Genomic DNA, 13,042 nt, shown 5'->3' with positions numbered 1-13,042 from the left:
ACGCCTCGCGCCGCAGACGACCGGTCAGTACGCCGATCCGCCCCGGGCCAGCAGCTCGGCGAGCGAGGTCGCCGCGTGCCCGGTGAGCCGGGGGACGTCGTCGGTGACGCCGGCCACCTCCCCGTTCGCGATCGCGGTGTACGTCGACACCCAGGCGTCCACCTGCCAGTCCGGCGCGCCGTAGGAGGCTCGCGACGCGTACGCCTCCTCGAGGGTCTCGGGCTGGTAGCGCGCGGGACGGCCGAGCTGGGCGGTGAGCACCTCGGCGACCTCGGCGAGGCTCAGCGCCTCCGGCCCCGTCAGCGAGTACGTCGCGTCGGCATGGGCACGGGGGTCGAGGAGGACAGCGGCTGCGGCGTCGGCGATGTCGTCCACCGCGACGGCGGACACCCGACCGTCGCCCGCAGGGCCGCGGATGACGCCGTCGTCGCCGAGCAGCGCCGGCATGAAGTCGGCGTAGAGGTTGTCGCGCAAGAAGGTGTGACGCGTACCGGACGCGCGGATGTGCTGCTCGGTCGCCCAGTGGTCGCGCCCGAGCGTGAAGGTGCAGTCCTCCGCAGCGCCGTAGAACGAGATGTAGACCAGGTGCTCGACGCCGGCGGCGGCTGCAGCATCGACGAAGGTGGTGTGCTGCGCCAGGCGTTCGCGGTCCTCGGACGCCGAGACCATGAGCACCGTGGGCACGCCCTCGAGGGCTGCGGTCACCGCGGCGGGGTCGGAGAACGACGCCTCCGCGACCTCCGCGCCGGACAGCTTCGGCGCGCGCGAGGGGTCACGGACGAGGAGGAGCTGCTGCGCACCAGCGGCTTCGAGGCGCCGGGCGACCCGGCCGCCGAGCCGGCCGGTCGCGCCGGTGACAGCGATCGAGGGGGCGTGCGCCATGCGGGGCTCCTGGTCGAGAGAGGTGGGGGCGGTCAGCGGAGGGCGAGGCTGCGCAGGGAGCGCTCCTCCGCCGAGCCGGGGGCGGCGGTGACCATGACGACCTGCTGGTCGTCCTCGGGCACCAGCAGGACGTCGCAGTCGACGGTGAGCCGCCCGAGGACGGGATGGTCGACCTGCTTGGTGCGGTGCCCGGGAAGCCGCGCCGGGTCGCTGGCCCACAGCCGGCGGAAGGGCGTACTGCCCTGGGCGAGCTCCTGGACCAGCGCCGCGAGCTCCGGGTCGGCGGGATAGCGGGTGGCCGCGGCCCGCAGCCGTGCGACGGCCACCTCGCCGAACTCCACGCTCGCCGTGCTCCAGTGCCGGCCCTCGAGGAAGTGGCGCCGCGCGAGGTTCGCGCGCTCGTCGGTGAGGCCCAGCAGCGCCCGTGCCGGCGCGTTGCTCGCCACGACGTCGTACGCCGCTGACGTCACGAAGGCGGCGGTGCCCGGCAGCCGGTGGAGCAGCGCGGCGACGTGCGGCCGCACCTCGCTCGGCACGCGGTCCGGCACCGGGGCCACCGAGTGCGCGAGGGCGAACAGCCGCTGGCGCTCGGCCTCGTCGAGCTGGAGGGCGCGGGCGAGCCCGTCGAGGATCCGCGGCGACGGGCGCGCGCCACGCCCCTGCTCGAGGCGGGCGTAGTACTCGACGGACATCCGGGCGCCGTCCGCGACCTCCTCGCGCCGCAGCCCGGGCGTACGCCGGCGGCCCTCCCCCTGCGGCGGCCGCACGCGTGCGCGCCGCTCGCGCAGGAAGCGGGCGAGCTCGCGGCGCCACACCGGCGCCGGGACGGCCGTGCCGGGCACGGGCACCTCCTGGGTGGTACGCCTCGGGCCTGGTTCGCGCCTCGCGCGCCGCGCAGGCTCGGCCCATGGACTCCTTCACCGTACTCATCACCGGCGCGACCAGCGGCATCGGACTCGAGACCGCCCGGCAGCTCACGGCCACCGGCGCCACGGTGCTCGTCGGCGCCCGGGACCCGGATCGCGGCGCATCGGCTGCCGCTGAGGTCGGCGGCACCGTCCTCGCTCTCGACGTCACGGACGCGGCGAGCATCGCCGCAGCAGCGGAGCGCGTCCCGCACCTCGACGCCCTCGTCAACAACGCGGGCGTGTCCCTGGAGGACGGACCGCTGACGGCCACGGGCATCGACGTCTTCAGGAGGACCTACGAGACCAACGTCTTCGGCGTCGTCGCGGCGACGAACGCCTTCCTGCCAGCACTCCTCCGCTCCCCTGCAGCGCGCATCGTCAACGTCTCCAGCGGCACCGGGTCGATCGCGTGGAGCACCGGGCCCAACCCGCAGTTCGACCACGGCCGCGGCGCCTGGGCCGCGGCGTACCGGTCGTCGAAGACGGCGCTCAACGCCCTCACCGTGCTCTACGCGCAGGCCCTCGCCGACGACGGCATCAAGGTCAACGCGCTGGCCCCGGGGCTCCGCGCCACGGGGCTCAACGCCGCCGCCGCCCGCAGCGGCGGCGACCCCGCCGAAGCAGCCGCAGCCGTCGTCCGGCTCGCGCGCCTGCCGGAGGACGGGCCCACCGGCGGCTTCTTCTCCTGGGACGGCACGGAGGTCCCCTGGTGACCTCGCGCAGGGCCGTTCGCGTGCGGTAGGACTGACCTACCGAGGTTCGCACCGTGGAAGAGGTTCCCGTGCCCGAGTACGCCGTGCTGATCTACGCCGGGGACTCCGCCCACTCCCCTACGGCCACCGCGGCCGACACGGCGTCCTGCGACGACCACGCCGACGAGCTGAGGGCGGCGGACTCGATGGTCCTGGCGTACGCGCTGACCCCTCGTGACATGGCGAGGTCGCTGCGACCCGGCTCGGTCACCGAGGGCCCCTTCGTCGACGCTGGTGAGATCGTCGCCGGCTTCTACGTCATCGAGGCCCCCGACCTCGACGCCGCCCTGGCCATCGCCGGCACCAACCCGGTGCTGCGCGAGGGGGGCGGCGTCGAGGTGCGACCGGTGCACAGCGGTGGCCCGGTCCAGCGGGCCAGCGGCGCGAGCACCCGCGAGCGCTAGGCCGTCAGCGCCCGGCGGTCACCTCGATCTCGACCGTCATCCCCGGGATCGCCAGGCGGGTGACGCCGACGAGCGTCGCCGGCGGAGTGGCGCCCGCCGCGGCCAGCCGGGAGACGATCGCGCCGTACGCCGCCAGGGTCCCGTCGACGTCGGTCGTGAAGACGGTCATCCGGAGCACGTCGCGCAGCCCCATGCCGCCGGCGGCCAGCAGCTCCTCGACGTTGGCGAAGGCGGCGGCGAGCTGCGGCGCGACCTCACCGGGGTGCAGCAGCTGCCCGGAAGCGTCGACCGGTCCCTGGCCGGCCAGGGTGAGCAGCATCTCCGGGGCGCGGCGCAGCTGCGCCTGGTCGTAGTGGAAGCCGGCGTTCCACGTGGTCGGGTTGATGTGGACGGTGGTGTCGTGCGCGGTGTGGGTCATGGCTCGACCTTCGCCCGCGGCACTTGGGAAGGGCTTGGGACGGACTTGCGGCGCGCACGACGAGGGGGAGGGAGCCGCGGCTCCCTCCCCCTCGTGCGGACGCGCAGTGCGGTCAGCCCCTGACGGCGGCGCCCGTCCCGTACATGCGGAACTGGCCGCTGTCGTACAGCAGGCCCAGCAGGTAGAGCATGCCGTCGTAGTAGCGCGCCCGGCCGGAGGGCACGGGGGTGTTCCAGAAGTCACGGACGAAGTCGAGCCGCTGGTCGCCGGTCGCCGTGATCGCCGAGGTGGAGTTCATCGCCACGAGGCCCTCGGCGTGCGCGGGCTCGTAGGTGTTCTGGCCGCCCTTGAGCGGCGTGCCGTCCAGCTGGTAGCGGCTGACGTAGGTCGAGACGCCCTGGCCGACGAAGAAGTCCTCCAGGGTGTTGGAGAACTGCGTCTGCCACGGCTGGACTCCCCACCACGACGCGTCGAGGTTGGCGTTCGCGATGACCCGCCAGGCGTCCTCCTGGAAGGTGATGGAGTACGTCTCCGGGTTGGTCGGCGACTCCCACGGCGCGAGGTGCGGCGACCCGTCGAAGTTCGAGTAGCACGGCGAGAGCCCGGTGGTCGGGTTGTGCGCCGTCTGCAGCAGCTTCTCGCCTGCGGTCACCGCGTTGTCCCACTGCTGCTTGTCAGCAGGGTCGGCCTTGGCGAAGACGCGGTAGAAGGCGGGCAGGGCGTACGACGCGTCGCTGAAGTTGGTGACGCCGGGCGGGGAGAACGTCGGGAGGTAGGTCTTCGCGTCGTACATGTTGACGCCGCCGCTGTCGGCGTTGTGCCACATGGCGTGCAGGATCTGCCGCGCCTCGGAGCCGTAGCTGTAGATGCCCGAGCCGTTCCCCCACCGGCCCGCGGCGAAGGTGAGCGCCGCGGCGATCCACTGGTCGCCGTCGGGGGCGATGCCGCGGTCGATGATGGTGCCGTCCGTGCGCGTGTGCCAGGCGAAGAAGGACTTCGTCGGGCCGCTCTGCAGCTGCATGTTGGTCTTCGCGAAGTTCCACAGCGAGTCGAACTCGGTCTTCTTGCCGAGCTGCACGGCGATCATCATCGCGTAGCCCATGCCCTCGGTGCGCACGTCGTGGTTCGCCACATCCGTGACGTAGGCCTTGTCGGGGGCGACCTGGTAGTAGATGGACTGGCCGTCGTAGTAGTCGGGCGCCGTGCCGGGGGCGCCGTGGAAGAGCTGGTCCCACGCTGCCTCGATCTTGGCGTTCACCGCCTTGTTCGAGTAGCCCGCCTGCCCGAACACGTTGACGGGGTGGCCGCTCGGACGGGCACCGTCCTGGGCGGCCAGGCCCGCGGCCTGGGCTGTGGCGGTTCCGGTCAGGACGGCGGCGGTGGTGATCGCGGCCATCCCGATGCGAGCGGTCCTGCGCATGCGGCACTCCTCTGTGTCGACGATCGAGCCCTCGGCTCGGCCCGTCGGACGTTAAGTCCGACTAGCAAACAAAGTCAAGGTCTGCGCCTGCGTGAGTGGTTCGGGCGGAATGGCCGGACTCGCGCGGGCCACCTAGCGCGCAGGGTCGACCGTGCTCGCGAGGGTGACCGTGCCACAGGTAGGGAGCGCCACGGAGGCCGCGAGGAAGGGGCCCCCGCGCGCCCCGACCGTCACCTGGACCGGCTCAGCGGCGCAGGTCCCCGTCCAGGACAGCCGCAGCACCACGGTCGCGCCGGGGGCGAGCGCGACCGACCGGCTGCCCGCGGCGGCCAGCACCCGGCCCTGGGCGGTGGTCGCGCTCCCGGGCAGCAGCAGGCAGGTCCCCGACGCGTCCGCACTGCGGTGGACGCTGATCGTCTGCACAGAGGGACCGGCCACGGTGGGCGGGTCGGCCGCGAGGTCGCCGGCGGCGCACGACGCAGCGGCGGCGGGAGGTGCCGGAGAGGCAGGTCCCGCCGTCGACGCGGTGGTCCCCGGAGGCGCCGCGGGCACGCCGTGGTGAGCCGGCAGCGGGAGGCCGCCGAGGACCACGCCGGTCGCGGCGGCGGCTACGGCGACGAGCCCACCCGCCTGGGCGCCGCGGCGTACGTGGCGGCGGCGGCGCACGCGCCGGGCGAGGCCCGGCGGGGCAGCAGCCGGCTCGGCGCCGAGCCCCAGCGCGCGCAGCCGCTCGACCAGCGGGTCCTCCGGCTCGTGCGGCCGCTGCGGGCCGTCCTGTCGAGGGGTGCTCACGACCCGGCCCTGCCCGGCTCGGCCAGCAGCTCGGCGAGCCGGGCGCGCCCCCGCGCGGCCGAGGCCTTCACCGTGCCGACCGCGCACTCCATGACCGCGGCGCACTCGGCCTCCGGCAGGTCCAGGCAGTAGCGCAGCACGACGGCCGTCCGCTGCCGCGGCGGCAGCTGGAGCAGCGCCGCGCGCAGGGCGGCGTCCTCCAGCACGGCGTCCGCGCGGTCCGCCTGGACAGCGTCCCCGACGCCCCCGGGCCCGTACGCGAGGGCCGCCTCGTGCGCCCGCGCCCGGCGCACCGCGAGCCGCCGCAGCCAGGAGCGCGACGCGTTGACCACGGCCCGCCGCAGGTACGCGTCCAGGTCGTCGACCCCGCTGCCGCCCCGCGCGAGCAGCCGCACGAAGCAGTCCTGCACGAGGTCGTCCGCCACCTCCCGGTCGCCCACCAGCAGGTGGGCGAGCCGGCGGGCAGCGGGCGCGTGGGCGCGGTAGAGCTCCTCGATCTGCCCGTCGTCCCGCATCGCGGCCATCGTGCCACCGGCCCCGCGCACGGCGGTCCCACCGCGCGGCACCACCACCAGCACCAGGGTCGTCTCCACGCCCGTCCAGACGCGCGAGCCGGGCGCCGGGTTGACCGGGTGCGGGCAGCAGTCCCGCGCGCCCCGGCTGCAGGGCACCGCCCGGTCCGGGTAAACGCCGGACGCGGGTCGCGCGTCGTACGGGTCGACAGCGCACCGCAGGAAGGCAGCACCGATGAGAACCCGTCCGCCCGTCGCCCCCGTCGTCACCCTCGGGCTGCTCGCCCTGCTCGCGGGGTGCGGCACCTCCTCGCCAGCAGCCGGTCCCAGGAGCGCGGCTGGCACTGCGCCGGCGCCAGCCCCCTCCACTCCGGCCTCGACCGGAGCGACGCCCGCCCCGGAGGAGAGCAGCGGCGCGATCCCCGCGGGTGCTGGGACGGCGACCGGCGTCGACCTCGACGGGGACGGTCGTCCCGACACGCTTTGGCTGGCCGACGACGGCGGGCGCCGGCTGCTCGGGGTCCGCACCAGCGGGCACGGTGGCACGTCGACGACGTTCACCAGTGCCTCGCCCATCTCTGCCCGGGCCTCGTCCGCGCGGCTCGTCGGCGGCGCAGCGGTGGTGCTGCTGGACACCGGCCGCTCGGCACAGCTCTACGCCTACGTCGTCCGCGGCCGCGCGAGACGGCTGGTCCCGGTCCCGGGCGTGGACGGGCGGCCGTACTCCTTCAGCTTCGGCTTCACCGACGTCGGCACCGGGCTGGCCTGCGACGGGCCGGAGGGAGACCGGGTGCTCTACGGCGAGGACGCCCGGGAGACGGGCGGCAGCTGGACCGTCACGCGCACGCCGGTGACCGTCGCCGCCGACGGGTCGACCGCGCGCAACGGCACGCCGCAGACGGTCGTCCGCTCAGCCAGCGGTGACGACCAGCGCGTCGCCGCTGCCCGCGGCCGGACCTGCGGGGACCTCCCCCGCTCCGCCGTCGCCCTGGAGCCGGAGTCCTGAGCGGGCCGTACGGCCCGGCAGGTCGGCTGGGCCCAGGCCGACAGTCGCGCGACGAGGGGTCGGATCAGCCCGACCCGATCCCGATCCCTGAGCTGGTCGGCGGGCAGCTCAGGTTCGCCAGCGGGAACCGGATGTCCCGGACGACGTCGGGGAAGGGCTTCGAGCGGTCGAAGACCACCTGGACGTGCACGGTCCAGTCCTGCGCGGGGTCGTAGCCGCTCGACGTGACCGCCATCAGCGTCTGGTAGGTGCGCGACGAGAGCAGCGCGGGTGCACCTGCGGCGGGGTACTGCCGGCTCGCGTACGCACCGGGCTGGATCGCGCCGGCGTCCGAGGGGTGCTCCAACCTGATCTTGAGCACGAAGTGGCGCGCGGTGCTGTTGACGTGCGCGCCGTTCTCCGCCTTCATGTAGCCCTTGCTCGTGACGTGGTAGAGGCCGTGCGCGTCGGCGGTGCACCTCGAACCCCGGGAGATGAACGACGCCCAGCTCGGCAGCGCCGCGTCGGCTCGCGCCGGGGCGAGCAGGACCGGCGCGAGCAGCGCGGCGGCGGCGAGGAGCGGGCGGATGGTCCGTCCACGGCGGGTGGCGGTGCGGGTCATGGGCTGCTCCCTGTGCTGGAGGGGACGGGAACGCTGGGGACGGGTCACGACGTACCGCACCCGGAGCCCTTGCCGAGCCGGCGCAGGCCCGCGACGTCGCCGGCGCCGTACGCCGTGGTGCCGACGTCCTGCGGGAACATCACCTGGGTCGGGTCGGCGACGTGCTGCAGTCCCATGACGTGCCCGAACTCGTGCAGGAGGACGGGGAGCCAGCCGTCGGCGCTGGTGTCGGGGCTCAGCTGGGCGGAGCGGTAGAGCAGGACCGTGCCGCCCCCCGGGTGCTCCCGCCCACGCCCGTCGGTCCCCTCGATCACGTACGCCCTCCCCCAGACGTCGCGGTCGGCCTCGGCCTGGATGTCGGACTCCCTGCTCCCCACCCACTTCACGAGGATCATCGGCCCCCGGCCCGTGGCGAAGCGGCCTTGCGACTCCCGCTTGCTCGGCCTGGCGGTCGACAGCCCCACGAACCTGAAGGTGCCCCCGGTGGCCGTCGCGACCCGGCGCACGGCCTCCGCCACCAGCGCCTTCGCGCCGGGCGGAGCCCCCTTCGCGTTGAGCGCCCAGGTCACCGGCCGGCACGGGTCGAACCGCACCGGCTTCCCGCGCGAGTCGTCGGCGAGGGCGTACGACCTGCGGCTGCCCGCCGGGCGGCTCGGGCCGAAGGGGACGGAGAACGTGCGGCTCACCGCCGGCCCGTGCCGCGCGTCGCCGGCGAAGGAGAGCCGGTAGACCAGGGGACCGCGCCGGGGCGTCGGGAACGGCACCGCGACGTGGCGGTAGCCGGGGAGGAGCTGGTAGGAGAAGGCGAAGTCGCTGCGCCCCGTGCTGACCGCGCGCCAGCCACCCGCCCCGTCCGGCACCTCGCCCGTGACCGTGGTGCCTGTCGGCCCCTCCACGGCTCCGGTGGCGACGAAGGGGGCGCCGGCGGGCGGGTGCGTCTCGCCGGGCAGGACGCGGGTGAGGTCGGCGGGCACCGGGACGACCACCGAGGCGCTGAGGCCGCCGGGCCCGCTCACGGTGAAGGTCTGCGTGGCCATGCCCGGGCCGCCGTCGTGGTTCGCCGGGTAGACGCCGCGGAGCTGCCAGGCGCCCGTCGAGTCCGTGACGACCGTCCGGGGCTCGAAGCTCGTCAGCGGACCGTCCGCGTCGGCGTCGGTGATGGTGAGCGTCTGCTGGAGGCGGTAGTCCGCGCCGCTGCCGTCGTCGTAGGTCCCGGACAGCGAGATCGACCCCCACGGGTCACCCGTGCTGGCCGGGCGCTCGAGCTGCGGCACGCTCGAGCTGATGGTGAGGACCGGGGCCACGTCGGCCTCCGCGTGGGGCAGCGCCTGGACGCCGCCGGACGTGACCACGGCGCAGACCAGGGTCGCGAGGACGCCCGAGCGGGATCTCACGAGCGGAGCATGGCACCGCGCAGGCACGGGATCCATGGCCCGTCCGAGCCACTCCGCAGCTCGGGGCCGCTCGACTCCCCTCGCGGCCGTCGAGGTGCTGAGCGGGAGGATCTCGGGGACGATCCGGGAGTGCCCCTGCTGCCCGCTCCCCCCACCGGTCGCGACGACGTCGTCGACTGGGTGCGCGAGCACCTGGGGCACCTGAGCTGCGACGAGGTCCGCCCCTCGCGCATCCGCGGCGGGCAGGCGGCAGCGGACGCCGCGCTGGCCGCGCTGGACGTGACGGGGTACGCGTCGCGGCGCAGCACCGTGCTGCCGGCCGGGTCACGCGGCGCGAGCGGGCTCTCGCCGTACATCCGCCACGGGCTGCTCGACCTCCCGACGGTGTGGGACGCGGTCGAGCACGCTCCTGCTCGTGACCGCGGGAAGTTCCGGGACGAGCTGCTCTGGCAGGAGTACGCCCGCCACCTGTACGCCCGGATCGGCAGGGCGACGGCACAGCCCCTGCGCTTCGGGCCACCGAGGGTCGACGAGCCGTGGGCGAGAGAGCCCTGGCCGCAGGAGATGGCGTGCATGGCGGCGACGACGGCCGAGCTGCGCGAGGACGGCTGGCTGGTCAACCAGACCCGCATGTGGCTGAGCTCGCAGTACACCGTCCGCGCGGGAGGGGACTGGCGGGAGGGCGCGCAGGAGATGTACCGCCACCTGCTCGACGGGTCTCCGGCGGCGAACCGGCTCGGCTGGCAGTGGACCGTCGGCACCGGGACCGGCAAGGTCTACGGCTTCAGCCGCTGGCAGGTCGAGAAGCGTGCGCCGGGGCTGTGCCGGTCGTGCCCGCTCCAGCGGGCCTGCCCCGTACAGGACTGGCCGACCGCGCAGTCGGGACCGCGCGTCAGCGCCCCCGAGGGCCTGCGCGACGGGCTGACCGACGGCGGTCCCGTAGAGCCCGTGGTCACGGGCGGAGCGGAGGCCGTCTGGCTGACGGCAGAGTCGCTCGGGGACCGCGACCCCGCCCGGCGCGCGCGCCCGGACCTGCCGTCGGTGTTCGTCTTCGACGAGCCGCTGCTCGCCAGGCTCCGCCTGTCCGGGAAGCGGCTCGTCTTCCTGGCCGAGGCGCTGGCCGAGCTCGGCGCAGAGGTCAGGCTCGGGGATCCAGTCGTCGAGCTGCGAGGCAGGCGGCTCGCGACCACGTGGACGTACGTGCCGGGCTGGAAGGTACGAAGCCGCCGCCTCGAGGTCGTCGCGACGTACCCGTGGCCCTGGCTGCGCCGCCCGGGTGCCGGCTCCCTGCAGTCGTTCAGTGCGTGGGCGCGATGAGCGCCGGCGAGACGAAGCCGTGCGCCGCCTGCGGGCGCACCATCACCTGGCGCAAGAAGTGGGAGCGGGACTGGGACTCCGTGCGCTACTGCTCCGAGAAGTGCAGGCGCACCAAGGTGTCCACCACCGACCGCGCCCTCGAGGAGACCATCCTGCGGTTGCTGTCCACCCGCGCCGACGGCGCGACGATCTGCCCGTCCGACGCGGCCCGGGCCGTCGGTGGCGACGACTGGCGAGGACTCATGGAGCCCGCTCGCGCCGCGGCGCGACGGCTCGTCGTGGCCGGCGACGTCGTCATCACGCAGGGCGGGAAGGTGGTCGACCCCTCCACCGCCAAGGGGCCGATCAGGATCCGGCGGACGCGTACGGGGTAGCGCTGGGACAGCGCTTCTCGACGCCGCCGAGCACCTCGAGCAGCCGCGCCGGGCTCCGGCCGTGCGTCCACCGATCCCTGGGTCAGGTCGTGAGGACCATGCGGAAGCGCGGCTTGCCGGCCATCATCGCGTCGAACGCCTCGGTCGCCCGCTCGAGCGGCTCCGTCTCCACCATGGGCCGGACACCGCTCAACGCTGCGAACCGCAGCGTGTCCTCGCTGTCCTTCGCCGACCCCGACGCGTGCCCGGCGACCATCGCGCTCGGGCCGATGAGGGCGACGGCGGGCACCTGCAGCGGCTCCTGCGGCGCACCGACGACGACGAGCCGACCGCGGTGGCGCAGGCCGCCGAGAGTCGCTGTGCCGGCGTCCGCGCTGGTGACCGTGGACAGGACGGTCTGCGCGCCGCCCAGGCGCTTGAGCTCGGCAGCGACGTCCTGGGTGGTGCTGTCGAGGTAGTGGTGCGCGCCGAGCCGGTCCGCGAACTCCCCCTTCTCCTGGCCGCGGGCGATCGCCACGACCTCGAAGCCCATGGCGCGGGCGAACTGGACGCCGAGGTGCCCGAGGCCGCCCAGTCCGACGACCGCGACGAGGTCGCCGGCCCTGGCGCCACTGCTGCGCAGGCCGTTGAACGTCGTCACCCCGGCGCACATGAGCGGAGCGGCCTCGGTGTCGGAGAGCTCGTCCGGGATCGCGGCGAGCGCGTCGTGCGGCGCGACCACGTAGTCGGCGTACCCGCCGTCGGCGGTCAGCCCGGTCACCTTGCCGACCTCGCAGGAGATGAAGTCGCCCTCGCGGCAGGCGGTGCACTCGAAGCACGCGCCGCCGAACCAGCCGATGCCGACCCGCTGCCCGACCTCCCAGCGGCTGACGCCCTCGCCAAGGGCTTCGACCCGACCGGCGACCTCATGGCCGGGTACGCGGGGGTACGCCGCCGACATCCCGACCTTGGCCATCACGTCGCTGTGGCAGACCCCGCACGCCGCCACCCGGACGAGCACCTCGCCCGGGCCCGGCTGCGGGACCTCCCGCTCGACCTGCTCGAAGTCGCCGTTCGGCTCCGCCACCTGGACTGCGCGCACTGCCCGCCCCTCTCGTCGGTCTGCCGCCAGTCCATCACGACCGTCCCGCGCACGCGATCGGCAGGGCGTTCGCGCTCCTGACGTCCGCGTTTGGGCGATTGCCGGACGCTCTCGACGGTGCCCCTCAGGCCCACTCTTGCCGCGCCCACGGAGCGGCCCGGACTAAGTGCCAGCTCGGGCGTTCTCGTCACTGGTTCGGCCGCAGTCCACGCAGACCATCCAATCGCCGTCGAGCCGCATCATGTCGTGGTGCTCGCGCTCGAGGCAGGGTGACTGAGCACGCCACTCCCCCTCGATCACGTCGGGCTCAGGCTGCCCCTGGACCCACCCGTCCTCTGTCGGCAGCCAGACGACCTCACCGGCGTACGCCCAGAGCTGCTGGAGCACGGCGGCCAGATCCGCCCGCTCCGCCTCTGTGACGACCAAGGCCCTGACGGGGGCGGGGATCCAGGTGGTCGTACCACCCCTGCTGACGCGCTCTCGCGCAGAACCTCACGTACCGGGCCCACTCCTCGTCCGTGCAGTCGTACGCATCGGGCCCCACACCGAGGTACTCCCAGATGGACGGTTCGCTGCCCGCGAGGAAGCCGTCGAGCCACGCCTGCGCAAGCGGCGACAGCTCGCTCAGCTCTCGGTACGGGTCGATCAGCGCCTCGCAGGCGCCGGAGCCCGGGATGTGCACCCGGCCCCGCCCGAGCAGAGCGTTGCCCTCGATGTAGCCGATCTCGCCACTGTCAGCCATGCGGACCCAGAGCGCCGCGTCGAGGACGACGCCGTCCCCGTCCAGCTCGAACGTACGCAGCTGCTGGCCGATGCGAGCAGCATCAGGGGTGGGAGGGCCACCAGCGGTACCTGAGCCAGGTGCTTCAGGCACGCGAAGACCCTCCCCATCCGCTGCCGGCAGGCGGGCTGAGCTCGCTACAGCCCGTTTCGCCGGCGGTGAGCGCGGGGTCGGCGAACGTCCGCTCTTGCTTGATATGCGGGTGATCTTCGTGGACATTCCGGTGGGCCGTCCGGGCCTGCTGTCCTCGGAGTTGGAGGGTTCCGCATGCCCGTCCCCGCTCTTGTCCTGACCCGCTCGCAGAGCCCGGCCGGGGGGCTGGCGGTCCGGTTGGGTGAGCCGCTGCTCGACGCCTACCTCGAGTTCGTGGGCGCCCGGTCCCGGGCGAACACGTTGCTGG

At 74.4% G+C, this 13,042-nt stretch carries 15 protein-coding genes; 5 read left to right on the top strand and 10 right to left on the bottom strand.

Going from position 1 to position 13,042, the window contains the following annotated elements; all coding sequences use genetic code 11:
* Window positions 1-24: 24 nt before the first annotated feature.
* Window positions 25-882 (bottom strand): SDR family oxidoreductase, encoded by an 858-nt coding sequence (locus EV189_RS16815; protein ID WP_130494169.1) that lies wholly within the window; start codon window positions 880-882, stop codon window positions 25-27.
* A gap of 32 nt (window positions 883-914) precedes the next feature.
* On the bottom strand, window positions 915-1,697 hold the full coding sequence (locus tag EV189_RS16810; protein ID WP_130494431.1) for a helix-turn-helix transcriptional regulator: 783 nt from the start codon (window positions 1,695-1,697) through the stop codon (window positions 915-917).
* Between the two features lie 92 nt (window positions 1,698-1,789).
* Here EV189_RS16810 and EV189_RS16805 point away from each other — a divergent pair, with 92 nt between their 5' ends.
* Both EV189_RS16805 and EV189_RS16800 read left to right on the top strand, forming a co-directional pair.
* Entirely contained in the window at window positions 1,790-2,503 is a 714-nt protein-coding gene (locus EV189_RS16805; RefSeq protein ID WP_130494168.1) for an SDR family NAD(P)-dependent oxidoreductase, read from the top strand.
* Between the two features lie 53 nt (window positions 2,504-2,556).
* Window positions 2,557-2,946 carry a YciI family protein gene (locus EV189_RS16800; protein WP_231116504.1) on the top strand — a complete coding sequence of 130 codons (390 nt, stop codon included), beginning with the start codon at window positions 2,557-2,559 and terminating at the stop codon, window positions 2,944-2,946.
* A gap of 4 nt (window positions 2,947-2,950) precedes the next feature.
* Here the strand turns inward: EV189_RS16800 and EV189_RS16795 are convergent, their stop codons facing one another.
* From EV189_RS16795 to EV189_RS20345, 4 genes are all read right to left on the bottom strand, one after another.
* Complete coding sequence (locus EV189_RS16795) at window positions 2,951-3,364, bottom strand: RidA family protein (protein ID WP_130494167.1); 414 nt, start codon at window positions 3,362-3,364, stop codon at window positions 2,951-2,953.
* A gap of 112 nt (window positions 3,365-3,476) precedes the next feature.
* Complete coding sequence (locus EV189_RS16790; RefSeq protein ID WP_130494166.1) at window positions 3,477-4,784, bottom strand: glycosyl hydrolase family 8; 1,308 nt, start codon at window positions 4,782-4,784, stop codon at window positions 3,477-3,479.
* Window positions 4,785-4,916: 132 nt separating this feature from the next.
* Window positions 4,917-5,576 (bottom strand): hypothetical protein, encoded by a 660-nt coding sequence (locus EV189_RS16785; protein ID WP_130494165.1) that lies wholly within the window; start codon window positions 5,574-5,576, stop codon window positions 4,917-4,919.
* On the bottom strand, window positions 5,573-6,169 hold the full coding sequence (locus EV189_RS20345) for a sigma-70 family RNA polymerase sigma factor (protein ID WP_165400359.1): 597 nt from the start codon (window positions 6,167-6,169) through the stop codon (window positions 5,573-5,575). The genes EV189_RS16785 and EV189_RS20345 overlap by 4 nt, the downstream gene beginning before the upstream one ends.
* 154 nt (window positions 6,170-6,323) lie before the next feature.
* Between EV189_RS20345 and EV189_RS20340 the strand changes: the two genes are divergently transcribed.
* The gene (locus tag EV189_RS20340; RefSeq protein WP_165400358.1) at window positions 6,324-7,094 is read left to right on the top strand and encodes a hypothetical protein; all 771 of its coding nucleotides are present in this window, start codon (window positions 6,324-6,326) and stop codon (window positions 7,092-7,094) included.
* 64 nt (window positions 7,095-7,158) lie between these two features.
* On the opposite strand, the gene EV189_RS16770 is transcribed toward EV189_RS20340, so the two are convergent.
* Together EV189_RS16770 and EV189_RS16765 are read right to left on the bottom strand one after the other, a co-directional pair.
* Window positions 7,159-7,695: a hypothetical protein gene (locus tag EV189_RS16770; protein WP_130494162.1), complete on the bottom strand. Its 537-nt coding sequence runs from the start codon at window positions 7,693-7,695 to the stop codon at window positions 7,159-7,161.
* A gap of 44 nt (window positions 7,696-7,739) precedes the next feature.
* Window positions 7,740-9,089 (bottom strand): matrixin family metalloprotease, encoded by a 1,350-nt coding sequence (locus EV189_RS16765; protein WP_130494161.1) that lies wholly within the window; start codon window positions 9,087-9,089, stop codon window positions 7,740-7,742.
* A gap of 129 nt (window positions 9,090-9,218) precedes the next feature.
* Between EV189_RS16765 and EV189_RS16760 the strand changes: the two genes are divergently transcribed.
* Together EV189_RS16760 and EV189_RS16755 are read left to right on the top strand one after the other, a co-directional pair.
* Window positions 9,219-10,406 carry an FAD-binding domain-containing protein gene (locus EV189_RS16760; RefSeq protein WP_231116503.1) on the top strand — a complete coding sequence of 396 codons (1,188 nt, stop codon included), beginning with the start codon at window positions 9,219-9,221 and terminating at the stop codon, window positions 10,404-10,406.
* Window positions 10,403-10,780, top strand: coding sequence for a DUF2256 and DUF3253 domain-containing protein (locus EV189_RS16755; RefSeq protein ID WP_130494159.1), 378 nt, complete (start codon window positions 10,403-10,405; stop codon window positions 10,778-10,780). The genes EV189_RS16760 and EV189_RS16755 overlap by 4 nt, the downstream gene beginning before the upstream one ends.
* Before the next feature lie 82 nt (window positions 10,781-10,862).
* On the opposite strand, the gene EV189_RS16750 is transcribed toward EV189_RS16755, so the two are convergent.
* Both EV189_RS16750 and EV189_RS16745 read right to left on the bottom strand, forming a co-directional pair.
* On the bottom strand, window positions 10,863-11,861 hold the full coding sequence (locus EV189_RS16750; RefSeq protein ID WP_130494158.1) for an alcohol dehydrogenase: 999 nt from the start codon (window positions 11,859-11,861) through the stop codon (window positions 10,863-10,865).
* 355 nt (window positions 11,862-12,216) lie between these two features.
* Window positions 12,217-12,735 carry a hypothetical protein gene (locus EV189_RS16745; RefSeq protein ID WP_130494157.1) on the bottom strand — a complete coding sequence of 173 codons (519 nt, stop codon included), beginning with the start codon at window positions 12,733-12,735 and terminating at the stop codon, window positions 12,217-12,219.
* Between the last annotated feature and the right edge of the window lie 307 nt (window positions 12,736-13,042).

It is taken from the genome of Motilibacter rhizosphaerae, from assembly GCF_004216915.1.
GTDB classification, from domain to species: Bacteria; Actinomycetota; Actinomycetes; order Motilibacterales; family Motilibacteraceae; genus Motilibacter; species Motilibacter rhizosphaerae.
The sequence above is the reverse complement of the archived record's forward strand: the minus strand, read 5'-3'. Positions and strand labels throughout refer to the sequence as shown.